The organism is Mesorhizobium sp. M1066 (assembly GCF_040318635.1).
Taxonomy (GTDB): Bacteria; Pseudomonadota; Alphaproteobacteria; order Rhizobiales; family Rhizobiaceae; genus Mesorhizobium.
In genome coordinates, this window is the sequence record NZ_JAMYMR010000018.1 from 98153 (window position 1) to 120580 (window position 22428).

20 protein-coding genes are annotated in these 22428 nt (G+C 62.9%); all 20 read left to right on the top strand.

The genetic code is table 11. The annotated features are described in order from the left end of the window. The first annotated feature begins 3 nt into the window (after nt 1-3). The 20 genes from NKH52_RS21615 (at nt 4) to NKH52_RS21710 (ending at nt 22192) form a co-directional block, all read left to right on the top strand. Nucleotides 4-606: an NADH-quinone oxidoreductase subunit C gene (locus tag NKH52_RS21615; RefSeq protein WP_352733375.1), complete on the top strand. Its 603-nt coding sequence runs from the start codon at nt 4-6 to the stop codon at nt 604-606. Continuing rightward, nucleotides 607-1797, top strand: coding sequence for an NADH-quinone oxidoreductase subunit D (locus tag NKH52_RS21620; RefSeq protein WP_023812387.1), 1191 nt, complete (start codon nt 607-609; stop codon nt 1795-1797). Then, on the top strand, nt 1798-3078 hold the full coding sequence (locus NKH52_RS21625; protein WP_352733372.1) for an NADH-quinone oxidoreductase subunit E: 1281 nt from the start codon (nt 1798-1800) through the stop codon (nt 3076-3078). Nucleotides 3079-3088: 10 nt separating this feature from the next. After that, nucleotides 3089-4393 carry an NADH-quinone oxidoreductase subunit NuoF gene (gene nuoF, locus NKH52_RS21630; RefSeq protein WP_023812385.1) on the top strand — a complete coding sequence of 435 codons (1305 nt, stop codon included), beginning with the start codon at nt 3089-3091 and terminating at the stop codon, nt 4391-4393. Between the two features lie 72 nt (nt 4394-4465). Then, the gene (locus tag NKH52_RS21635; protein WP_352733369.1) at nt 4466-5155 is read left to right on the top strand and encodes a helix-hairpin-helix domain-containing protein; all 690 of its coding nucleotides are present in this window, start codon (nt 4466-4468) and stop codon (nt 5153-5155) included. A 73-nt stretch (nt 5156-5228) separates the two neighbouring features. Continuing rightward, nucleotides 5229-7310, top strand: coding sequence for an NADH-quinone oxidoreductase subunit NuoG (nuoG, locus tag NKH52_RS21640; protein WP_352733366.1), 2082 nt, complete (start codon nt 5229-5231; stop codon nt 7308-7310). A gap of 2 nt (nt 7311-7312) precedes the next feature. Next, nucleotides 7313-8356 (top strand): NADH-quinone oxidoreductase subunit NuoH, encoded by a 1044-nt coding sequence (gene nuoH, locus NKH52_RS21645; protein ID WP_352733363.1) that lies wholly within the window; start codon nt 7313-7315, stop codon nt 8354-8356. After that, nucleotides 8356-8847: an NADH-quinone oxidoreductase subunit NuoI gene (gene nuoI, locus NKH52_RS21650; RefSeq protein WP_136622278.1), complete on the top strand. Its 492-nt coding sequence runs from the start codon at nt 8356-8358 to the stop codon at nt 8845-8847. The genes nuoH and nuoI overlap by 1 nt, the downstream gene beginning before the upstream one ends. 121 nt (nt 8848-8968) lie before the next feature. After that, a complete protein-coding gene (locus NKH52_RS21655) occupies nt 8969-9589 on the top strand; it encodes an NADH-quinone oxidoreductase subunit J (protein WP_013531099.1) in 621 nt (206 codons plus the stop codon). 1 nt (nt 9590) lies between these two features. Further along, nucleotides 9591-9899 carry an NADH-quinone oxidoreductase subunit NuoK gene (gene nuoK / locus NKH52_RS21660; RefSeq protein ID WP_010910101.1) on the top strand — a complete coding sequence of 103 codons (309 nt, stop codon included), beginning with the start codon at nt 9591-9593 and terminating at the stop codon, nt 9897-9899. A 10-nt stretch (nt 9900-9909) separates the two neighbouring features. Beyond that, nucleotides 9910-11883, top strand: a complete 1974-nt coding sequence (gene nuoL / locus NKH52_RS21665; RefSeq protein WP_128304420.1) for an NADH-quinone oxidoreductase subunit L — start codon at nt 9910-9912, stop codon at nt 11881-11883. Then, a complete protein-coding gene (locus NKH52_RS21670) occupies nt 11883-13388 on the top strand; it encodes an NADH-quinone oxidoreductase subunit M (RefSeq protein ID WP_352733359.1) in 1506 nt (501 codons plus the stop codon). The genes nuoL and NKH52_RS21670 overlap by 1 nt, the downstream gene beginning before the upstream one ends. A gap of 18 nt (nt 13389-13406) precedes the next feature. Beyond that, nucleotides 13407-14843 carry an NADH-quinone oxidoreductase subunit NuoN gene (nuoN, locus tag NKH52_RS21675; protein WP_352733356.1) on the top strand — a complete coding sequence of 479 codons (1437 nt, stop codon included), beginning with the start codon at nt 13407-13409 and terminating at the stop codon, nt 14841-14843. Between the two features lie 5 nt (nt 14844-14848). Then, nucleotides 14849-15670 carry a biotin--[acetyl-CoA-carboxylase] ligase gene (locus NKH52_RS21680; RefSeq protein WP_023812378.1) on the top strand — a complete coding sequence of 274 codons (822 nt, stop codon included), beginning with the start codon at nt 14849-14851 and terminating at the stop codon, nt 15668-15670. A 118-nt stretch (nt 15671-15788) separates the two neighbouring features. Further along, nucleotides 15789-17459 (top strand): ribonuclease J, encoded by a 1671-nt coding sequence (locus NKH52_RS21685; protein WP_352733353.1) that lies wholly within the window; start codon nt 15789-15791, stop codon nt 17457-17459. 101 nt (nt 17460-17560) lie between these two features. Then, entirely contained in the window at nt 17561-17965 is a 405-nt protein-coding gene (gene mce / locus NKH52_RS21690) for a methylmalonyl-CoA epimerase (protein ID WP_352733350.1), read from the top strand. After that, entirely contained in the window at nt 17962-18246 is a 285-nt protein-coding gene (locus NKH52_RS21695) for a DUF1467 family protein (RefSeq protein ID WP_352733347.1), read from the top strand. Before mce ends, NKH52_RS21695 begins: the two co-directional genes overlap by 4 nt. 654 nt (nt 18247-18900) lie before the next feature. Further along, nucleotides 18901-20229, top strand: a complete 1329-nt coding sequence (proS, locus tag NKH52_RS21700) for a proline--tRNA ligase (protein WP_352733344.1) — start codon at nt 18901-18903, stop codon at nt 20227-20229. Further along, a complete protein-coding gene (locus NKH52_RS21705) occupies nt 20226-21512 on the top strand; it encodes a lipoprotein-releasing ABC transporter permease subunit (protein WP_352733341.1) in 1287 nt (428 codons plus the stop codon). The genes proS and NKH52_RS21705 overlap by 4 nt, the downstream gene beginning before the upstream one ends. After that, complete coding sequence (locus tag NKH52_RS21710; protein ID WP_174800360.1) at nt 21509-22192, top strand: ABC transporter ATP-binding protein; 684 nt, start codon at nt 21509-21511, stop codon at nt 22190-22192. Before NKH52_RS21705 ends, NKH52_RS21710 begins: the two co-directional genes overlap by 4 nt. Nucleotides 22193-22428: the final 236 nt, after the last annotated feature.

Below are 22428 nucleotides of genomic sequence, written 5' to 3' on the forward strand. Positions count from 1 at the left end.
TCCATGACCGCATCCCTGAGCGAACTGTCGACATATCTCGGCGAGAAGCTGATCGGCCGCGTGAACGAAGCGGCGATTGCCTATGGCGAGCTTACCGTTCATGTAGAGCCGCGCGACCTGGTCGAGGTGATGACCTTCCTGCGCGACGATGCGCGCTGCCAGTTCATCTCGATCATCGATGTCTGCGGCGCCGACTATCCGTCGCGGGCCAAGCGCTTCGACGTCGTCTATCATCTCCTGTCGCCGAAGCAGAATGTGCGCATCCGCGTCAAGGTGCAGGCCGACGAGGAAACCATGGTGCCGTCGATCACCGGCGTCTATCCCGGTGCCGACTGGTTCGAGCGCGAGACCTACGATCTCTACGGCGTGCTGTTCTCCGGCCACCCGGATCTGCGCCGCCTGCTGACCGACTACGGTTTCGAAGGCCATCCGCTGCGCAAGGATTTCCCGCTGACCGGATTCGTCGAGGTGCGTTACGACGACGAGGCCAAGCGCGTCATCTACGAGCCGGTCGAGCTCAAGCAGGAATTCCGCAATTTCGATTTTTTGTCCCCGTGGGAAGGCACCGATTACGTGCTGCCGGGTGACGAGAAGGCAAAGCAGTAAATGGCTGAAACCTCGGTCCGCAACTTCAACATCAATTTCGGCCCGCAACACCCTGCGGCGCACGGCGTTTTGCGCCTTGTGCTGGAGCTGGACGGCGAAGTCGTCGATCGCGTCGATCCGCATATCGGGCTCTTGCATCGCGGTACCGAAAAGCTGATCGAAGCCAAAACCTATTTGCAGGCGATCCCTTATCTCGATCGGCTCGACTATTGCGCGCCGATGAACCAGGAGCACGCCTTCGCGCTCGCCGCCGAGCGCCTGCTCGGCATCGAAGTGCCGAAGCGCGGGCAGCTGATCCGCGTGCTCTATTGCGAAATCGGCCGCATCATGTCGCACATCCTCAATGTGACGACGCAGGCTATGGACGTCGGCGCGCTGACACCGCCGCTGTGGGGCTTCGTCGAGCGCGAAAAGCTGATGGTGTTCTATGAGCGCGCCTCCGGTTCGCGCATGCATGCCGCCTATTTCCGTCCCGGCGGCGTCCATCAGGACCTGCCGCAGAAGCTGGTCGAGGACATCGGCAAGTGGATCGACCCGTTCCTGAAGTCGATCGACGACCTCGATCAGCTGCTGACCGGCAACCGCATCTTCAAGCAGCGCAATGTCGATATCGGCATCGTCTCGCTGGCCGATGCCTGGGCCTGGGGTTTTTCGGGTGTGATGGTGCGTGGCTCGGGTGCACCCTGGGACCTGCGCAAGTCGCAACCCTATGAATGCTATTCGGAAATGGATTTCGACATTCCGATCGGCAAGAACGGCGACTGCTTCGACCGCTACCTCGTGCGCATGGAAGAAATGCGCCAATCGGCGAAGATCATGCGCCAGTGCGTCGATCTCCTGCTCGGCAAGGAAAGCACCGGCCCGGTGTCGAACCTCGACGGCAAGGTGGTGCCGCCCAAGCGCCAGGCGATGAAGCGCTCGATGGAAGCGCTGATCCATCACTTCAAGCTCTACACCGAGGGTTATCGCGTACCCGCCGGCGAGGTCTATGCCGCCGTCGAAGCGCCGAAGGGCGAATTCGGCGTCTATCTGGTCTCCGACGGCTCCAACAAGCCCTACCGTTGCAAGCTGCGCGCGCCCGGTTTCGCGCATCTGCAGGCGATGGATTTCCTCTGCCGCGGCCACATGCTGGCCGACGTCACCGCCGTTCTCGGCTCCCTCGACATCGTGTTTGGTGAGGTCGATCGCTAAATGTCAGTCCGCCGTCTCGCAGAAGCCAGCATCCAGCCAGCCTCCTTCGCCTTCAACCGGGCGAATGCGGCCGCGGCGAAGCAATGGATCAAGAAATATCCGAAGGGTCGCGAACAGTCGGCCATCATTCCCTTGCTGATGATAGCGCAGGAGCAGGAAGGCTGGGTGACGAAGGCGGCGATCGAGACGATCTCCGACATGCTCGGCATGCCGCGCATCCGCGGGCTCGAGGTCGCGACCTTCTACACGCAGTATCAGTTGAATCCGGTCGGTACGCGTGCGCATATCCAGGTCTGCGGCACCACGCCCTGCATGCTGCGCGGTTCGGAAGCGCTGATGGATGTCTGCCGCTCCAAAATCCATCACGATCAGTTCCACACCAACGACAAGGGTACATTGTCGTGGGAAGAGGTCGAATGCCTTGGCGCCTGCGTCAACGCGCCGATGGTGATGATCTTCAAGGACACGTTCGAGGATCTGACGCCGGAACGCCTGGCTGAAATCATCGATCTCTATGACGCCGGCAAGGGTGCTTCGGTGGAACCGGGGCCGCAGAACGGCCGCACCGGCTCGGAGCCGGCCTCCGGCCTCACCACGCTGAAGAGCGAAAAGGCGATCCTCAAATCGACCCGCGAAAGGGAAGCCAGGGAGGCGGCCAAGGCCGCCAGGGCGGCGCCCGACGCGATCATCGCGGCGCCCGTGCCGGGGCCGGCCGCGGCGCCTGTCGCACCATCCAACACCAGCAAGCCGAAGACCGACGCCCCTGAAACCAGCCCGGCATTGAAGACGCCTTCGAAAACCAAGGTCGCGCCGGCGGTCGAAAAGGCGGCGAGCGTTGCCGCCCCACTGCATTCGGCCGCCAATGCCAACAAGGCCGACTCCAAAGTCGAGCAGGTTTCCAAGCAGCGCAACGGTCCAATATCCAAGGCCGAGCCGGCATCCGCCTTCAAGGCGCCGGAGGTCAAGGTACCGGCAGCCAAGCCGGCCAAACCGTCGCTCGAGGACAAGAACCGTCCGGCCGGCATCGATAAGCCGGTACAGGTCGATGACCTCAAGCTGATCTCCGGCGTCGGCCCCAAGATCGAGGGCATCCTGCATACGCTGGGCATTTTTACCTTCGCGCAGGTCGCGTCGTGGAAGAAGGCCGAACGCGAGTGGGTGGATGGCTATCTCTCTTTCCAGGGCCGCATCGATCGCGACGACTGGGTCAAGCAGGCCAAGGCGCTCGCCAAGGGTGGCGTGGCCGAATACATCCGCGTCTTCGGCAAGAAGCCGGTCTGAGGGACGAAAAATGCTCGGGGATAAAGACCGCATCTTCACCAATATCTACGGCCTGTTCGACAAGTCCTTGGCCGGCGCGATGGCGCGCGGCGCCTGGGACAACACGCCCGGCATCGTTGCCAAGGGGCGCGAGTGGATCGTCAACGAGATGAAGGCGTCGGGCCTGCGTGGCCGTGGCGGTGCCGGCTTCCCGACGGGCCTCAAATGGTCGTTCATGCCCAAGCAGAGCGACGGCCGGCCGAGCTATCTCGTCATCAACGCCGACGAATCCGAGCCCGGCACCTGCAAGGACCGCGACATCCTGCGCAACGACCCGCATACGCTGGTCGAGGGCGCGCTGCTTGCCGGTTTCGCCATGGGCGCGATTGCCGCCTACATCTATGTGCGCGGCGAGTTCATCCGCGAGCGCGAGGCGCTGCAGCGCGCGATCGAGGAGGCCTACGAGGCCAAGCTGATCGGCAAGAACAACACCTCCGGCTATGATTTCGACATCTACATGCACCACGGCGCCGGCGCCTATATCTGCGGCGAGGAGACAGCGCTCCTCGAAAGCCTCGAAGGCAAGAAGGGCCAGCCCAGGCTGAAGCCGCCATTCCCTGCCAATGTCGGCCTCTATGGCTGCCCGACCACGGTCAACAATGTCGAATCGATCGCGGTTGCGCCGACCATCCTGCGCCGCGGTGCGGCCTGGTTCTCGTCCTTCGGCCGGCCCAACAATGTCGGCACCAAGCTGTTTTGCATCTCCGGCCACGTCAACAATCCGTGCACGGTCGAAGAGGCGATGTCGATCCCGTTCCGCGAGCTCATCGAGACGCATTGCGGCGGCATTCGCGGCGGCTGGGACAATCTCTTGGCGGTCATACCGGGTGGCGCCTCGGTGCCGCTGGTGCCGGCCGAGCAGATCATCGACGCGCCGATGGATTTCGATGCCTTGCGCGACCTCAAATCCGGCCTTGGAACCGCGGCTGTCATCGTCATGGACAAGTCGACCGATGTCGTGAAGGCGATTGCGCGGCTTTCCTACTTCTACAAGCACGAGAGCTGCGGCCAGTGCACGCCATGCCGCGAAGGCACCGGCTGGATGTGGCGGGTGATGGAACGGCTGGTGCGCGGCGAGGCGCAGAAGCGCGAGATCGATATGCTGCTCGACGTCACCAAGCAGATCGAGGGCCACACGATCTGCGCGCTGGGCGACGCGGCGGCATGGCCGATCCAGGGTCTCATGCGGCATTTCCGCGGCGAAGTGGAGCGGCGCATCGACGAGTTTTCGCGCAATGCGCACCGGGCCGAGCCTGTGATGGTGGCGGCGGAATAGAAGAACGTTTTACGCGGGACGAAAGTCCGCAGCGAAGGGCGGGGCGAACGAAGAAACGACCAGGAGAACTCTATGGCGCCGTATTCGAACCCGCTGATGCCCAATTTGGACCAGATCGAGAAGATGAACCAGGACTTGACCAGGATGATGCCGAAGGAGATGGCCAGCGCCGTCAACCTTTTCGTGCATCCCGTGGCGGGTGCGGCGGCGATGTCGGCGCTTGGCCTCGGGCTCGCCAACCACGCTTTCGGCGTCTGGCTGGGCGCGCTTTCGGGAGCGACTGAGGCCTCGCAACGGCTGCTGCAGCCGATCGTCGATGATTTCGAGGCGCGCGTCGCGCAGTTCGACGATCCGAACTCTTCCTCCACCAAGGCGCGGGCGACGGCGAAAACCATGATCGCCGAGGCGCAGTCCTTCGCCAGGGAGGTCACCGATATTGCCGCCAAGGAAGCCGCCACTGCCGTGCCGGCCGCGAATGCCGCTCCGGCGACAAGCGGCGCCGGCGATGCGCTGATGCCCGAGGATTTCAGGCAGCCCAACGCCATGGAGAAGCCGGCCAAACCGGCGGATCTCAAGGCCATCTCGGGCATCGGGCCGAAGCTGGAAAAGGTTCTCAACGGCCTCGGCATCTGGACGTATGCCCAGATCGCGGCATGGACGCCGCAAGAGGTTGCCTGGGTCGAGGACTATCTGTCGCTCGGCGGCCGCATCGGCCGCGACGATTGGACAGCCCAAGCGGCGGCGCTCGCCGTCAAGAAGTGAATGAAGTGCCCGACGTGGTCTCGACCGCGTCCGGAAAAAGAGATTGCGGGAACTCCGCAGGGGTTTGAGGCGAATGGCAAAGCTCAAGGTCGACGGGAAAGAGATCACTGTACCCGACCACTACACGCTGCTGCAGGCGGCGGAGGACGCTGGCGCGGAAGTGCCGCGCTTCTGCTTCCATGAGCGGCTGTCGATCGCCGGCAATTGCCGCATGTGCCTGATCGAGGTGAAGGGCGGGCCGCCCAAGCCCCAGGCATCCTGCGCCATGAACGTACGCGACCTGCGTCCCGGCCCGAATGGCGAGGCGCCGGAAATCTTCACCAACACGCCGATGGTCAAGAAGGCCCGGGAAGGCGTGATGGAGTTCCTGCTGATCAACCATCCGCTGGATTGCCCGATCTGCGACCAGGGCGGCGAATGCGACTTGCAGGACCAGGCGATGGCCTTCGGCGTCGATTCCTCGCGCTATCACGAGAACAAGCGCGCGGTCGAAGACAAATACATCGGACCGCTGGTCAAGACGGTGATGAATCGCTGCATCCACTGCACGCGCTGCGTCCGCTTCACCACCGAAGTCGCAGGCATTTCCGAACTGGGCCTGATCGGCCGTGGTGAGGATGCCGAGATCACCACCTATCTCGAACAGGCGATGACGTCGGAGCTGCAGGGCAATGTCATCGACCTTTGCCCGGTCGGCGCGCTGACCTCGAAGCCATTCGCCTTCCAGGCGCGACCGTGGGAGCTGACCAAGACCGAATCCATCGATGTGATGGATGCGGTCGGCTCGGCGATCCGCGTCGATAGCCGGGGCCGCGAAGTGATGCGCATCCTGCCGCGCGTCAATGAGGCGGTGAACGAGGAGTGGATCTCCGACAAGACCCGCTTCATCTGGGACGGCCTGCGCACGCAGCGTCTCGACCGCCCCTATGTGCGCAAGGACGGCAGGCTGGTTGCCGCCAGCTGGGCCGAGGCCTTCGCCGCGATCAAGGACGCGGTGTCGAAGACGGCGCCCGAAAAGATCGGCGCTATCGCGGGCGATCTCGCCGCCGTCGAGGAAACCTATGCGCTCAAGCTGCTGATGGCTTCGCTCGGCTCGAAGAACACCGATTGCCGCCAGGACGGCGCCGCACTCGACCCGGCGCTCGGTCGTGCGAGCTACATCTTCAACCCGACCATCGAAGGCATCGAGCAGGCCGACGCGGTGCTGATCATCGGCGCCAATCCGCGCTATGAAGCCTCGGTGCTCAACGCCCGTATCCGCAAGCGCTGGCGGATCGGCAATCTGCCGGTCGGCGTCATCGGCGATGTCGGCGATACCCGCTACGACTATGAACAGCTGGGCGCCGGACCGGATTCGCTGAAGGATTTGGCCGACGGCAACGGCAAGTTCTTCCAGACGCTGAAGAAGGCGACACACCCTCTGATCATCGTCGGCCAGGGCGCGCTGGCGCGTGCCGATGGCGCGGCCGTGCTCGGCCAGGCGGCCAAGCTCGCCGCCGCCGTCAACGCTGCTCGCGCCGACTGGAACGGCTTTGCCGTGCTGCACAATGCGGCCGGCCGCGTCGGCGGTCTCGATCTCGGCTTCGTGCCGGGCGAGGGCGGCAGAAACGTTGCCGGCATGCTGGGCGAAATGGAGCTCTTGTTCCTGCTCGGCGCCGACGAGATCGACATGGCCAAGACCGGCGGCGCCTTCGTCGTCTATATCGGCACGCATGGCGACCAGGGCGCGCACCGCGCCAATGTCATCCTGCCGGCGGCCGCCTACACGGAAAAGTCGGCCACCTATGTCAACACCGAAGGCCGCGTGCAGCAGACCAACCGCGCCGGCTTCGCGCCGGGCGAGGCGCGCGAGGACTGGGCGATTCTGCGGGCGCTGTCCGATGTGCTGGATAAGAAACTGCCGTTCGATTCGCTGCCGCAGCTGCGCGCAAAGCTCTATGGCGAATACCCGCATCTGGCCCGTATCGATCAGGTCGCCGCCGGCAATGCCGAGGATATCGCCGAGGTGGCGAAGCTCGGCGGGCGGCTGAACAAGGGCACCTTCACCTCGCCGGTGACGGATTTCTACCTGACCAACCCGATCGCGCGGGCATCGGCCGTGATGGCGGAATGCTCGGCACTGGCCAAGAGCGGCTTCAAGCAGGCGGCGGAATAAGCATGGACACTTTCTTCTCCTTCTACGTGCTGCCGGCGCTGCTGATCCTGTTGAAGTCGGTCGTGCTGATCGTCGTGCTTTTGATCTTCGTCGCCTACATCCTCTACGCCGACCGCAAGATCTGGGCGGCGGTGCAACTACGCCGTGGCCCGAACGTCGTCGGCCCTTGGGGCACGCTGCAAGCCTTCGCCGATCTGCTGAAATTCGTCTTCAAGGAACCGATCATTCCATCGGGCGCCAACAAGGGCGTGTTCCTGCTGGCGCCGCTGGTGTCGGCGGTGCTGGCGATCTCCGCCTGGGCGGTCATTCCGGTCGACCAGGGCTGGGCGATCGCCAACGTCAATGTCGGCATCCTCTATGTCTTCGCCATCTCCTCGCTCGAAGTCTATGGCGTGATCATGGGCGGCTGGGCGTCAAACTCGAAATATCCGTTCCTCGGCGCGCTGCGTTCGGCGGCTCAGATGGTGTCCTACGAAGTCTCGATCGGCTTCGTCATCGTCACTGTTCTGCTCACCGCTGGTTCGCTCAATCTGACCGATATCGTGCTGTCGCAGCATGATGGAATTGGTACGCGGCTTGGCCTGCCCAATACGTTCCTTGACTGGAACTGGCTGGCTCTGTTTCCGATGTTCATCATTTTCTTCATCTCGGCGCTGGCCGAGACGAACCGGCCGCCTTTCGATCTGGTGGAAGCCGAATCGGAACTGGTCGCCGGCCACATGGTCGAATATTCGTCGACGCCGTTCCTTTTGTTCTTCCTCGGCGAGTATGTCGCCATCGTGCTGATGTGCGCGCTGGCCACTATCCTGTTCCTCGGCGGCTGGCTGCCTCCGTTCGACTTCGCGCCGTTCACCTGGGTGCCGGGCGTCATCTGGTTCGTGCTGAAAGTCTGCTTCGTGTTCTTCGGCATCTCCATGGTGAAGGCCTTCGTGCCGCGCTACCGCTACGACCAATTGATGCGGCTTGGCTGGAAAGTGTTCCTGCCGATCTCGCTGTTCATGGTGGTCGCCACCGCGGCCTTCCTCAAGATCACGGGGTTTGCGTGATGTCCGCTCTTTCCCAAGCCGCCAAATCGCTGCTGCTGCAGGATTTCGTCAGCGCCTTCTTCCTGTCGATGCGCCAGTTCTTCGCGCCGAAGGAGACGATCAACTATCCGCACGAGAAGGGGCCGACCAGCCCGCGCTTCCGGGGCGAGCACGCTTTGCGCCGCTATCCCAATGGCGAGGAACGCTGCATCGCCTGCAAATTGTGCGAGGCGATCTGCCCGGCGCAGGCCATCACCATCGAGGCCGGCCCGCGTCGCAATGACGGCACGCGCCGTACGGTTCGCTACGACATCGACATGGTGAAGTGCATCTATTGCGGCTTCTGCCAGGAAGCCTGCCCGGTCGACGCCATCGTCGAGGGGCCGAATTTCGAATTCGCGACGGAGACGCGCGAGGAACTCTACTACGACAAGGACAAGCTGTTGGCGAATGGCGACCGGTGGGAGCGCGAATTGGCGCGCAACATCACGCTGGACTCGCCATACCGCTGATATTTGACGCATGGACGGGGCGAGGGGCCTCGTCTAAGGACACAACTTGCCGACCGGAGGCGGTCGCAAAAATCGAACAGGACGAGCGTCCTGTTTCGGACAGGAACCCGGGGGATCCCCAATGTTGAGTGGACTAGAGGCGGCCTTTTTCTACCTCTTCGCCTTTGTCGCGGTGGCATCGGCGTTCATGGTCATTTCGTCGCGCAACCCCGTGCATTCGGTGCTGTTCCTGATCCTGACCTTCTTCAACGCCGCCGGCCTGTTCATGCTGACCGGCGCCGAATTCCTGGCGATGATCCTGCTCGTCGTCTATGTCGGCGCGGTGATGGTTCTGTTCCTGTTCGTCGTCATGATGCTCGACGTCGATTTCGCCGAACTGAAGAGCGGCGCCCTGCAATATGCGCCGATCGGCGCGCTGGTCGGGCTGATCCTGGCGGCGGAGCTGATCGTGGTTCTCGGCGGCTACACCTTCGCGCCGCAGCTCGCTTCGACGGTCTCCAAGCCCATTCCGGATCTCGCCACGCGGACCAACACCGCCGCGCTCGGCGACATCCTCTATACCGACTACCTCTACTACTTCCAGATTTCGGGCCTCGTGCTGCTGGTCGCCATGATCGGCGCCATCGTGCTGACGCTGCGCCACAAGCCAGGCGTCAAGCGGCAGTCGATCGCAGCCCAGGTCGGCCGCACGCCGGCGACCGGCATGGAAATCCGCAAGGTCAAGACAGGCGAGGGACTCTGAGATGGTTGTCGGCATCGCACATTATCTGACCGTATCGGCTGTTCTGTTCACGCTCGGCGTGTTCGGCATCTTCCTGAACCGCAAGAACGTCATCGTCATCCTGATGTCGGTCGAGCTGATCCTGCTGGCGGTCAACATCAACTTCGTCGCCTTTTCGGCGGCACTCGGCGATCTGGTCGGTCAGGTGTTCGCGCTGTTCGTGCTGACGGTCGCGGCGGCTGAAGCCGCCATCGGACTTGCCATTCTCGTCGTCTTCTTCCGCAACCGCGGCTCGATCGCGGTCGAAGACGTGAACATGATGAAGGGTTGACGGAACCACCATGTATCAGGCCATCGTCTTCCTTCCCCTGCTCGGCTTCCTGATCGTCGGCCTGTTCGGCACGTCGCTCGGCGCCAAGGCGTCCGAATACATCACCTCGGGTTTCCTGGTGATCGCGGCCGTGCTGTCGTGGGTCGCTTTCTTCACCGTCGGTTTCGGCCATGGCGAGGTGTTCACCGTGCCGGTGCTGCGCTGGATACAGTCGGGCGGACTGGAAGCGTCCTGGGCGCTGCGGATCGACACGCTGACGGTGGTCATGCTGGTGGTGGTCAACACCGTGTCGGCGCTGGTCCACATCTATTCGATCGGCTACATGCACCACGATCCGAACCGGCCGCGCTTCTTCGCCTATCTGTCGCTGTTCACCTTCGCCATGCTGATGCTGGTGACGGCGGATAACCTCGTGCAGATGTTCTTCGGCTGGGAAGGCGTGGGGCTGGCGTCCTACCTGCTGATCGGCTTCTGGTACAAGAAGCCGTCGGCCAATGCCGCGGCAATCAAGGCCTTTGTCGTCAACCGCGTCGGCGATTTCGGCTTCGCGCTCGGCATCTTCGGCGTGTTCGTGCTGTTCGGCTCGGTCAATCTGGGCACCATCTTCGCCAATGCGGCGACGTTCATCCCCGCTGAAGGCGCGCCGCACGGTGCCGCCGTGCTGACCTTCCTCGGCTATGCGCTGGACAAGCAGGCGGCCATGACGATCGTCTGCCTGCTGCTGTTCATGGGCGCCATGGGCAAGTCGGCGCAGGTGCCCCTGCACACCTGGCTGCCGGATGCCATGGAAGGCCCGACACCGGTTTCCGCGCTGATCCATGCCGCCACCATGGTGACGGCCGGCGTGTTCATGCTGGCACGGCTGTCTCCGCTGTTCGAACTCTCGCATTCGGCGCTGACTGTCGTGACCTTCATCGGTGCCTTCACGGCCTTCTTCGCGGCCACCGTCGGTCTCGTCCAGAACGACATCAAGCGCGTCATCGCCTACTCGACCTGCTCGCAGCTCGGCTACATGTTCGTGGCACTCGGCGTCGGCGCCTATGGCGCGGCGATCTTCCATCTGTTCACGCATGCCTTCTTCAAGGCGCTGCTGTTCCTCGGCTCGGGCTCGGTCATCCATGCCGTGTCCGACGAGCAGGACATGCGCAAGATGGGCGGCCTCAGGAAACTGATTCCGACCACCTACTGGATGATGGTGATCGGCACGCTGGCGCTGACCGGCGTCGGCATTCCGGTGACGGTCATCGGCACCGCCGGCTTCTTCTCCAAGGACGCCATCATCGAGAGCGCCTTTGCCGGCCACAATTCGGTTGCCGGCATGGCCTTCGTGCTTTTGGTCATCGCCGCCTGCTTCACCTCCTTCTACTCCTGGCGGCTGATCTTCATGACCTTCCACGGCAAGCCGCGGGCGAGCCATGAGGTGATGCACCATGTCCATGAATCGCCGCCGGTGATGCTGGTGCCGCTGTTCATCCTGGCCGCGGGCGCGCTGTTTGCCGGCATCATCTTCCACGGCGCCTTCATCGGCGAGGGCTATGCCGAGTTCTGGAAGGCATCGCTGTTCACGCTGCCTGACAACCACATCCTGCACGACATCCACGAATTGCCGCTGTGGGTCGAACTGTCGCCCTTCATCGCCATGCTGATCGGCTTCGCGCTGGCCTGGAAATTCTACATCCGCTCGCCGGAAATGCCGGTCAACCTCGCCGCGCAGCATCGCGGGCTGTACGCCTTCCTGCTCAACAAGTGGTATTTCGACGAGCTCTACGACTTCCTGTTCGTGCGGCCCGCCAAGCGCCTCGGCCATTTCCTGTGGAAGACCGGCGACGGCACCATCATCGACGGCCTCGGCCCGGATGGCATTTCGGCGCGCGTCGTCGATGTCACCGACCGCGTCGTCAAGCTGCAGACCGGCTATCTCTACCACTACGCCTTCGCCATGCTGATCGGCGTTGCCGCACTCGTCACCTGGATGATGCTCTGATGACCGCCTGGCCAATCCTCTCGCTGGTCACCTTCCTGCCGCTGGTTGGTGTGCTGCTTATCCTGTTCATCAATGACGACAGCGAAAATGCACGCCGCAATATCCGCGCCATCGCGATGTTGACGACGACGTTCACGTTCATCATCTCGCTGTTCATCTGGACCGGATTCGACAATTCGCAGTCCGGCTTCCAGTTCGTCGAGAAGGTCGCGTGGCTCGACTCCGGCATTTCCTACCATATGGGCGTCGACGGCATCTCGATGCTGTTCGTCATCCTGACGACGTTCCTGATGCCGCTGTGCATCCTGGCGTCGTGGGAATCGATCGAGAAGCGCGTGAAGGCCTACATGATTGCCTTCCTGCTGCTCGAAACGCTGATGATCGGCGTGTTCTGCGCGCTGGACATCGTGCTGTTCTACGTCTTCTTCGAAGCCGGCCTGATCCCGATGTTCATCATCATCGGCGTCTGGGGCGGCAAGCGGCGCGTCTACGCCTCGTTCAAGTTCTTCCTCTACACGCTCGCCGGCTCCGTGCTGATGCTGCTCGCCATCATGGCGATGTTCTTCCAGTCCGGCACAACCGACATCCCGACGCTGCTGACCCACAACTTCCCGGCCAACATGCAGACCTGGCTATGGCTTGCCTTCTTCGCCTCCTTCGCGGTGAAGATGCCAATGTGGCCGGTGCACACCTGGCTGCCCGATGCGCACGTCGAGGCGCCGACGGCGGGCTCCGTCATCCTGGCCGGCATCCTGTTGAAGATGGGCGGGTACGGCTTCCTGCGCTTCTCCTTGCCGATGTTCCCGCTGGCGTCGGAAATGTTCGCGCCGCTGGTCTTCGCGCTGTCCGTCCTCGCCATCATCTACACCTCGCTGGTGGCGCTGATGCAGGAGGACATGAAGAAGCTGATCGCCTATTCGTCGGTTGCTCATATGGGCTTCGTCACCATGGGCATCTTCGCCATGAACCAGGAGGGCGTGCAGGGCGCGATCTTCCAGATGCTCAGCCACGGCCTCGTCTCCGGCGCGCTGTTCCTGTGCGTCGGCGTCATCTACGACCGCATGCACACACGTGAGATCGCGGCCTATGGCGGCCTGGTCAACAACATGCCGAAATACGCAACGGTGTTCCTGATCTTCACCATGGCCAATGTCGGCCTGCCCGGTACCAGCGGCTTCGTCGGCGAGTTCCTGACCATGCTGGGCGTGTTCCGGGTCAACACCTGGGTGGCGTTCTTCGCCGCCACCGGCGTCATCCTGTCGGCCGCCTACGCGCTCTGGCTCTACCGCCGGGTGATCTTCGGCGCACTGACCAAGGAGAGCCTGAAGGGCCTGCTCGACCTGTCGCCGCGCGAGAAGGTGATCATCTACCCGCTGGTCGTGCTGGTCATCTTCTTCGGCGTCTATCCCGCCCCGGTCTTCGACGCGACGGCCGAATCGGTCAAGTCGCTCGTCACCAATGTCACTGCATCCATCGGCGCCGCGCAGACCGCGGCGGCGAACTGACCAGAGGTTTTGCGAACCATGACGCCGGACCTTCTCTCCAGCCTGTCGCTCTCGACGCCAGAGCTGATCCTTGCCGTCGGCGCGCTGGCGCTGCTGATGGTCGGAGCCTATTCGCGCGCCAACACGGCCAACACGGTAACCGGCCTTGCGGTTGCCGTGCTGGCGATCGCGGGCGCCTGGCTGATCTTCCGAACCGGGCAGGGCAGCGCTTACGGCCATGCCTTCATCCAGGATTCCTTCGCCCGCTTCATGAAGGTGCTGGCGCTGGTCGGCTCGGCGGTGACGCTGGTGATGTCGATGCGCTTTGCCAAGGCGGAGCGTTTCGACAAGTTCGAATATCCGGTGCTGATCCTGCTCTGCACGCTCGGCATGATGCTGATGATCTCCGCCAATGGCATGATCGGCCTCTATCTCGGCCTCGAGCTGCAGTCGCTGGCGATCTACGTGCTGTGCGCGATCAACCGCGACAATCTGCGTTCGACTGAGGCTGGCCTCAAATATTTCGTCCTCGGCGCGCTGTCGTCGGGCATGCTGCTCTATGGCATCAGCCTGGTCTACGGCTACACCGGCAACACCGGCTTCCAGGAGATCGCTTCTGCGCTCGGCAGCGGCGAGCGCCAGCTCGGTCTCGTTTTCGGCCTCGTCTTCGTGCTGGCCGGCCTGGCCTTCAAGATCTCGGCGGTGCCGTTCCACATGTGGACGCCCGATGTCTATGAGGGCGCGCCGACACCGGTGACGGCCTTTCTGGCGGCGGCACCGAAGATGGCGGCGATGGCGCTGATGGTGCGCGTCACCATGGGTGCGTTCAAGCCGATCGCCGCAGACTGGCAGCAGATCATCGTCTTCATCTCGATCGCCTCGATGGCGCTTGGTGCTTTCGCCGCCATCGGCCAGACCAACATCAAGCGGCTGATGGCCTATTCCTCGATCGGCCATATGGGCTATGCGCTGGTCGGCCTTGCCGCCAACAGCCAGGCCGGCGTTCGCGGCGTTGCCATCTACATGCTGATCTATCTGGTAATGACGCTCGGCACCTTCGCCTTCATCCTCGCCATGCGGCGCAAGGAAGGCAATGTCGAGCAGATCAGCGACCTGGCCGGCCTGTCGTCGACCAATCCGATCATGGCGACCATCCTGACCATCCTGATGTTCTCGCTGGCCGGCATCCCGCCGCTCGCCGGCTTCTGGGGGAAGTGGTACGTCTTCCTCGCCGCCATCAACGCCAACCTCTACGCGCTGGCGATCATCGGCGTGCTGGCCTCGGTGGTGGGCGCCTATTACTATTTGCGCATCATCAAGATCATGTGGTTCGACGAACCGGTCGGCGGCTTCGTGCCGATGGCGAGCGAATTGCGTGTCGTGCTCGGCGTCTCCGGCGCCTTCGTGCTGTTTTACGTGCTGATCGGCGGGCCGATCGGCACCTATGCCGAAGCCGCCGCCAAGACGTTTTTCTAGTCGGCATGGCATTTCGGCTGGCTCCAACCTCGGCGTCGGATGGGTTCCGGCTCGAGGCGCATGAGAGCGTAGGCTCCACCAATGCGCTGGCACTGGACCACGCAAGGGCAGGCGACCCCGGCAAATTGTGGGTCGTTTCCAAGAAACAGGAAAGTGGGCGTGGCCGGCGCGGCCGCGTCTGGGCGACGCCAGAAGGCAACCTCGCGGCGACGCTGCTGGTCATCACCAAGGCAGAGCTTCGCCTTGCCGCGACGCTGGGCTTCGTCGCCGGACTGGCGCTGGCCGATGCGCTCGACGCCGTGGTGCCGAAAGGCCGGATCGCCATCGGCCTCGACGGTGGCAGCGAAGGAAAGAACCGTTTCGAACTGAAATGGCCGAACGACGTGCTTGCCTCCGGCGCCAAGCTGGCCGGCATCCTGCTGGAATCGGCAATTCTGGAAGGCGGCCGTTTTGCGGTGGCGGTCGGAATCGGCGTCAATGTGGTGGCATACCCCGAGGATTTGCCCTATCCCGCAACATCACTCAGCGCGCTGGGCGCGGCATGCGATGCGGAAACACTGTTCCTGGCGCTGTCGGATGCCTGGAGCGAGAATGCCCGATTGTGGGACGAGGGGCGCGGACTTGCCGCCGTCAGGCGACGGTGGCTTGATCGTGCTGCGGGGCTTGGCGGCGAGGTTGCTGTCAGAATTGACGGTAATGTGGTGCGTGGGGTGTTTGAAACCATTGACGAGGACTGCCGTTTCGTGATCCGCGACGATGAAGGTTCGGTTCGGACGATCGCCGCCGGCGATGTGCATTTCGGCGCGGTCGCTTCGGCCAGGGCATAGGGCCGTTCATGAACGGTTCTAACTGTTTGTTTTTGCGCAACTCCGGTGGGAAAACCGTTACAGACTTTTCCCGGAATTGCTTTTTAGGCTTGGCCTGAGGGCCAGGAAGGGAAAAATCATGGCGAAAGCGGAAACCGCCGAACTCGTCTTCGTGCCGCTCGGCGGCGTCGGCGAGATCGGCATGAACTTCGCTCTTTACGGCTACGGGCCGCCCAATGCGCGCGAATGGATCGTCATCGATGTCGGGGTGACCTTCCCCGATGCCAGCCTGCCGGGCGTCGACCTGGTGTTGCCCGACACGCGCTTCATCGAGGAGAACCTCGCCAATCTGCGCGGCATCATCATCACGCATGCGCATGAAGACCATTACGGCGCTCTGCTCGACACATGGCCGAAGCTGAAGGCGCCGGTCTGGATGACGCCGTTCAGCGCCGGCCTGCTGGAAGCCAAGCGGCAAGGCGAGCAGGGCGCGCCGAAAATACCGGTCACGATCTATCGGGCGGGCGAGAAATTCACCGTCGGCCCGTTCGAGATCGAAGCCATTCCGGTCGCGCACTCGATTCCCGAGCCGATGTCGCTGGCGATTACCTCACCGGCCGGCACCGTCATCCATACCGGTGACTGGAAGATCGATCCGGAGCCGACGATCGGGCCGAAGACCGACGAGGCGCGTTTCCGGGCCTATGGCGACAAGGGCGTTCTGGCGCTGATCTGCGATTCGACCAATGCGCTGCGCGAAGGTGAGTCGCCTTCGGAAGTGGCTGTGGGCGAGGGCCTCAAGGGCGTCATCCAGACTGCCAAGGGCCGTGTCGCCGTCACCACATTCTCCTCCAATGTCGGACGCATCGTCTCCATTGCCAAGGCGGCGCGCGATGCCGGACGCCAGTGCCTGGTGCTTGGCCGTTCGCTGAAGCGGGTCATCGATGTGGCCGGCGAACTCGGCTACATGGACGGTCTGCCGGAGTTCATCGCCGAGGAGGATTTTGGTTTCATCCCGCGCGAAAACCTGGTCATCATCTGCACCGGCAGCCAGGGCGAGCCGCTGGCCGCACTGGCCAAGCTGTCGCGCGAAGAGATGAAGTCGGTGTCACTGACGGCAGGCGACACGGTGGTGTTTTCCTCGCGTACCATTCCCGGCAACGAGAAGGCGATCCTCGAGATCAAGAATCGTCTCATCGACCTCGGCGTCAAGATCATAGAGGACGGCGATGCACTGGTGCATGTCTCCGGCCATCCGCGGCGCAGCGAATTGCGCAAGATGTATGAATGGGTACGCCCGCAGATCGGCGTTCCCGTGCATGGCGAGGCGGCACATCTGGTGGCGCAGGGCTCGCTGATGTCGACATCGGGCATCGGCCAGGTGGCGCAGGTGCGCGACGGCGACATGCTCAGGCTTGCTCCCGGCCCAGCCACCATCATGGATCAGGTGCCGTTCGGCCGTATCTACAAGGATGGCAGACTGATCGGCACCGATCAGGCGATGGGCATCCGTGACCGGCGCAAGCTGTCCTTTGCCGGCCATGTCGCGGTCAATGTCGTGCTCGACGACAAATATGAGCTTGCCGGCGATCCCGACCTGGTCGCCATCGGTGTCGCCGAGGCCGATGGCCGTGGCGAGTCGCTGGAAGATCTGATGATCGATGCGGCAATCGGCGCGGTGGACTCGATCCCCCGTCAGCGCCGAAAAGACCTCGACCTGGTGCAGGAAGCAGTGCGGCGCGCCGTGCGCGGCGCCGCCAACGAAGCCTGGGGCAAGAAGCCGCTGGTGACTGTATTCGTTACAAGGTGACGAAAGGGAGTAGGGGAATAGGGGAGTAGGAAGAGCAAGCAGCTGATATATCTGTCTTCCCCTACTCCCTTATTCCCCTACTCCCTTAGCTGGGAGTGCCAATGCTCGGACGTCTGAACCATGTCGCGCTTGCCGTGCCGGACCTGGCGGCCGCCGTCGCCGCTTATCGCAACACGCTGGGTGCCGAAGTGACCGCGCCGCAGGCGCTGCCGGAGCATGGCGTGACGGTGGTGTTCGTCAATGTCGGCAACACCAAGGTCGAACTTCTGGAGCCTTTGGGCGAGGGGTCGCCGATCGCCGCCTTCCTGGAGAAGAACTCTTCCGGCGGCATGCATCACCTTTGCTATGAGGTCGATGACATCCTGGCCGCGCGCGATCAGCTCAAGGCCGCCGGCGCCCGCGTGCTGGGCGACGGCAACCCGAAGATCGGCGCGCACGGCAAGCCGGTCCTGTTCCTGCATCCGAAGGATTTTTTCGGAACGCTGATCGAACTGGAGCAATCATGAGCTGGGTTTCGTTCACCGCCCTGTTTTTCGCGACCTGGTGGGTGGTGCTGTTCGCTGTGCTGCCGTTCAGCGTGAGGACGCAGGACGACGATCGTGACGTGACGCTTGGCACGGTTCCGAGCGCGCCGCGCGGACCTCACATGCTGCGCGCCGTGATCCGCACCACCGTCGCCACCGCGATCCTGATGGGCATTTTCTATGGCCTGACGCATGGGCTGGGATACAGCCTCAACGACATCCCGCACATCGTGCCGGAATTCAGCCAAACCCCAGCCAAATAGCCGGTCCCGGCCCAAGAAGATTTGTTCGGCAAAGACGTTTTCATCCGTCGGAACAGCTTGGTTCCAGACAGGAATGCTGTGTCGTTTTGCGGCCGGACTAGCGCTGACGCTAGGTAAGGTGGTTTGGCAACGCATTGCGCTAAGCAGATGATTGCACAAAAAAAATGCAAGGCACGAGGCCTTGCAATTTAAACGCGTCCGATCTGTTTCCGGTTTCCGGCGGCAGCGAGTAACCGCGCCTAGATCGCATCCTCCCAAGACTTTGACCGCGTAGGAGAGCAGATTTTTTTCTACCCTCTCGGTTATCGAGGTACATTAGCCTAAGGCGAATGACAATGTCACGAAGAATTTTGCCTTGAAACGGGCATTCTCGTGCTGCACTGCACAATAGTGTGGCAGGCGTTGCTTGGCGAACGGTCATCAAGACGCGCGCGGTGACCGGGAGGCCTTGCGGCGCCGTGGGTCTTCTGGGCGGGCGAAGGACGGTGCGACGCTTCTGATCCCGGCTATCCCGTGCTTTTTGAAAATCGATTGCCGCTTTTCGGGCCGCAGCGTCCGGGTTCCCATTCCGCCTTGAAATGGCTATGAAGCCGGGTCAAGCAAGCCAAAGTCGCGCCGATTCTGACGCGACCCTCCTCACTCACGGACCAGTCCATGCGTTTGTCGCGCTATTTCCTGCCTATCCTCAAAGAAAACCCGCGCGAGGCCGAGATCGTCTCGCACCGGCTGATGCTGCGCGCCGGCATGATCCGCCAGCAGGGGCAGGGCAGTTTCTCGTGGCTGCCACTCGGCAAGCGGGTGCTGGACAAGGTCTGCCGCATCATCCGTGAGGAGCAGAATCGCGCCGGTGCGCTGGAAATCCTGATGCCGACCATCCAGTCGGCCGATCTGTGGCGCGAAAGCGGCCGCTATGACGACTACGGCAAGGAGATGCTGCGCATCAAGGACCGGCAGGACCGCGACATGCTCTACGGCCCGACCAATGAGGAAGTGGTCACCGAGATCGTCCGCGCCTATGTGAAGTCCTACAAGGACCTGCCGCTCAATCTCTACCACATCCAGTGGAAGTTCCGCGACGAAGTGCGGCCGCGCTTCGGCGTCATGCGTTCGCGCGAATTCCTGATGAAGGACGCCTATTCCTTCGACCTCGACTTCGAGGGCGCCAGGGCGGCCTACAACAGGATGTTCGTGTCCTATCTCCGGACTTTTACGCGCATGGGGCTGCAGGCCATACCGATGCGGGCCGATACCGGGCCGATCGGCGGCGATCTCAGCCATGAATTCATCATCCTGGCCGACACCGGCGAAAGCCAGGTCTACTGCCACCGCGACTATCTTTCGCTCGATGTGCCCGGCGCCAACACCGACTTTGCCAACGACGCCGAGATCGCCGACATCGTCAAGACATGGACGACGCCCTACGCGGCCACCGACGAGATGCATGACGAGGCGGCGTGGGAGAGGATCGGCGAGAGCGACAAGGTCTCGGCGCGCGGCATCGAGGTCGGCCACATCTTCCATTTCGGCGACAAATATTCGAAGCCCATGGGCGCCAAGGTCACCGGACCCGACGGCAAGGATCATTTCGTCTCCGGCGGCTCCTACGGCATCGGTCCGTCGCGGCTGGTCGCGGCGATCATCGAAGCCAGCCATGACGACAACGGCATCATCTGGCCGGAGGCGGTGGCGCCGTTCGACATCGGGCTGATCAACATGAAGGCGGGTGACGCCGAGTGCGACCGCGTCTGCGACGAACTGCATGCCGCTTTCGTCGCCGCCGGCAAGGACGTGCTTTACGACGACACCGACCAGCGGCCGGGCGGCAAATTCGCCACCGCCGACCTGATCGGCCTGCCCTGGCAAGTGATCGTCGGGCCGCGTGGTGTCGCCGCCGGCGAGATCGAGATCAAGAATCGCAAGACCGGCGAGCGCGAGACGCTGCCGATCGCGGACGCGAAAAAGCGCTTCGGTGTCGCCGCATGAGCGAGGCGGTGGCGGCAAGATCGGTCGGCGCCGGACCCTTTTCCATCTTCGAGCGCATGGTCGCCTGGCGCTATCTGCGTTCGCGGCGCAAGGAGACGGTGATCTCGGTGATCGCCTCGATCTCGTTCCTCGGCATCATGCTGGGCGTCGCCACCCTGATCGTGGTCATGGCGGTGATGAACGGTTTTAGAGCGGAGCTGTTGACGCGCATCCTCGGCGTCAATGGCCATCTGATTGTGCAGCCGCTCGATTCGCCCCTGGAGGACTACGCGCAGGTCGCCAGCCGCATCAACGGTGTAGCAGGCGTCAAATACGCCATCCCGCTGATCGATGGCCAGGTGCTTGCGCAAGGCAATGTCGGCGGCGGAACCGGAGCGCTGGTGCGCGGCATACGCGGTGAGGATCTGAGCAAGATCGCCATCGTTGCCGGCAACATCAAGCAGGGTTCGATCGCCGATTTCGACTCCGGCGAGGGCGTAGCCATCGGCAAGCGCATGGCCGAGAATCTCGGCCTGACGCTTGGCGATACCATCACCTTGATTTCGCCCGACGGCGACGTGACGCCGATTGGCACGACGCCGCGCATGAAGGGCTACAAGATCGCGGCGATCTTCGAAGTCGGCATGTCCGAATATGACACGTCCATCGTCTACATGCCGTTCTCGGAAGCGCAGCTTTATTTCAACATGGACGGGCGGGCGCAGACGATCGAGATCTATGTCGACAATCCCGACGATGTCGATGCGCTGAAACCGAAGGTGGAGGCGGCGGCGCAGCGGCCGATCGACATGGTCGACTGGCGACAGCGCAACGAGACCTTCTTCTCCGCCCTGCAGGTCGAACGCAATGTCATGTTCATGATCCTGACGCTGATCGTGCTGGTGGCGGCGCTGAACATCATCTCCGGCTTGATCATGCTGGTGAAGGACAAGGGGCACGACATCGCCATCCTGCGCACCATGGGGGCGTCGCGCGGCGCCATCCTGCGCATCTTCCTGATGACGGGTGCGGCGATCGGCGTGACCGGCACGCTTGCCGGCGTGCTGCTCGGCGTTCTGATCTGCACCAACATCGAATCCATCCGCCAGTTCTTCTCATGGATGACCGGCAAGGTGCTGTTCAACCCGGAGCTCTATTTCCTCAGCCAGCTGCCGGCGAAGATGGATCCGCGCGAGACGACCTATGTCGTCCTGATGGCGCTCGGCCTGTCCTTCCTGGCAACGGTGTTCCCGGCATGGCGCGCCGCGCGTCTCGATCCGGTCGAAGCCTTGAGGTACGAATAGTGGCCGAGGTCATTATCGAGCTGAAGAGCGTCGAGCGGCACTACGTCCAAGGGCCGCGCAAGCTCACCATCCTGAACGGTGCGGACTTCTCGCTGAAGCGCGGCGAGATGGTGGCGCTGGTGGCGCCGTCGGGCACCGGCAAGTCGACGCTGCTGCACACTGCCGGCCTGCTGGAGCGTCCCGACGCCGGCGACGTCATCCTGGCCGGCCGTGCCTGCGGGCGGCTTTCCGACGACGAGCGCACGGCGATCCGCCGCAACGATGTCGGCTTCGTCTACCAGTTCCATCATCTGCTGCCGGAATTCTCGGCGCTGGAAAACATCATGATGCCGCAGCTCATCAAAGGGCTGAGCCGCAAGGACGCGGCCGAGCGCGCGGCACAGCTGCTCGACTATATGCAGATCGGCAAGCGCGCCTCGCACCGGCCGTCCGAGCTCTCAGGCGGCGAGCAGCAGCGCGTCGCCATTGCGCGTGCGGTCGCCAATGCGCCGCTGGTGCTGCTGGCCGACGAGCCGACCGGCAATCTCGATCCGGTCACCGCCTCCTATGTGTTCGAGGCGCTGGCGGCGCTGGTCAAGCAGTCGGGCCTCGCAGCGCTGATCGCCACACACAATCACGAACTGGCATCGCGCATGGACCGGCGCGTCACCCTGGCCGACGGCAAAGTGGTGCCGCTTTAGTCTCCGATGTCGTCATCCTAGGGCGGAGCTCCGCGGAGCGGAGCGTAGACCCTAGGATCCATGCCGTTACTTTCGAGACAAATGCAGGGGTCGAGGATATGCGACCTTTATCAGAGCGATAATTCTGCACCGTAGCATCGCCCCTAGGTCACGGCATGGCAACTGTGTTCATGCGAAAGCTTTTTTATCACGGATGATGGCGTTTAGGACGACGAGGAGCTTCCTTGCGACGGCGA

Excerpts from the sequence above, each read along its gene's own strand:
- nuoH (WP_352733363.1), top strand. The coding sequence starts at position 7,313 with ATGGACACTTTCTTCTCCTTCTACGTGCTGCCGGCGCTGCTGATCCTG.
- nuoL (WP_128304420.1), top strand. The coding sequence starts at position 9,910 with ATGTATCAGGCCATCGTCTTCCTTCCCCTGCTCGGCTTCCTGATCGTC.
- NKH52_RS21620 (WP_023812387.1), top strand. The coding sequence starts at position 607 with ATGGCTGAAACCTCGGTCCGCAACTTCAACATCAATTTCGGCCCGCAA.
- NKH52_RS21685 (WP_352733353.1), top strand. The coding sequence starts at position 15,789 with ATGGCGAAAGCGGAAACCGCCGAACTCGTCTTCGTGCCGCTCGGCGGC.
- NKH52_RS21695 (WP_352733347.1), top strand. The coding sequence starts at position 17,962 with ATGAGCTGGGTTTCGTTCACCGCCCTGTTTTTCGCGACCTGGTGGGTG.
- NKH52_RS21705 (WP_352733341.1), top strand. The coding sequence starts at position 20,226 with ATGAGCGAGGCGGTGGCGGCAAGATCGGTCGGCGCCGGACCCTTTTCC.
- NKH52_RS21615 (WP_352733375.1), top strand. The coding sequence starts at position 4 with ATGACCGCATCCCTGAGCGAACTGTCGACATATCTCGGCGAGAAGCTG.
- nuoI (WP_136622278.1), top strand. The coding sequence starts at position 8,356 with ATGTCCGCTCTTTCCCAAGCCGCCAAATCGCTGCTGCTGCAGGATTTC.
- nuoF (WP_023812385.1), top strand. The coding sequence starts at position 3,089 with ATGCTCGGGGATAAAGACCGCATCTTCACCAATATCTACGGCCTGTTC.
- nuoG (WP_352733366.1), top strand. The coding sequence starts at position 5,229 with ATGGCAAAGCTCAAGGTCGACGGGAAAGAGATCACTGTACCCGACCAC.
- mce (WP_352733350.1), top strand. The coding sequence starts at position 17,561 with ATGCTCGGACGTCTGAACCATGTCGCGCTTGCCGTGCCGGACCTGGCG.
- NKH52_RS21655 (WP_013531099.1), top strand. The coding sequence starts at position 8,969 with ATGTTGAGTGGACTAGAGGCGGCCTTTTTCTACCTCTTCGCCTTTGTC.
- nuoK (WP_010910101.1), top strand. The coding sequence starts at position 9,591 with ATGGTTGTCGGCATCGCACATTATCTGACCGTATCGGCTGTTCTGTTC.
- NKH52_RS21625 (WP_352733372.1), top strand. The coding sequence starts at position 1,798 with ATGTCAGTCCGCCGTCTCGCAGAAGCCAGCATCCAGCCAGCCTCCTTC.
- proS (WP_352733344.1), top strand. The coding sequence starts at position 18,901 with ATGCGTTTGTCGCGCTATTTCCTGCCTATCCTCAAAGAAAACCCGCGC.
- NKH52_RS21670 (WP_352733359.1), top strand. The coding sequence starts at position 11,883 with ATGACCGCCTGGCCAATCCTCTCGCTGGTCACCTTCCTGCCGCTGGTT.
- nuoN (WP_352733356.1), top strand. The coding sequence starts at position 13,407 with ATGACGCCGGACCTTCTCTCCAGCCTGTCGCTCTCGACGCCAGAGCTG.
- NKH52_RS21635 (WP_352733369.1), top strand. The coding sequence starts at position 4,466 with ATGGCGCCGTATTCGAACCCGCTGATGCCCAATTTGGACCAGATCGAG.
- NKH52_RS21680 (WP_023812378.1), top strand. The coding sequence starts at position 14,849 with ATGGCATTTCGGCTGGCTCCAACCTCGGCGTCGGATGGGTTCCGGCTC.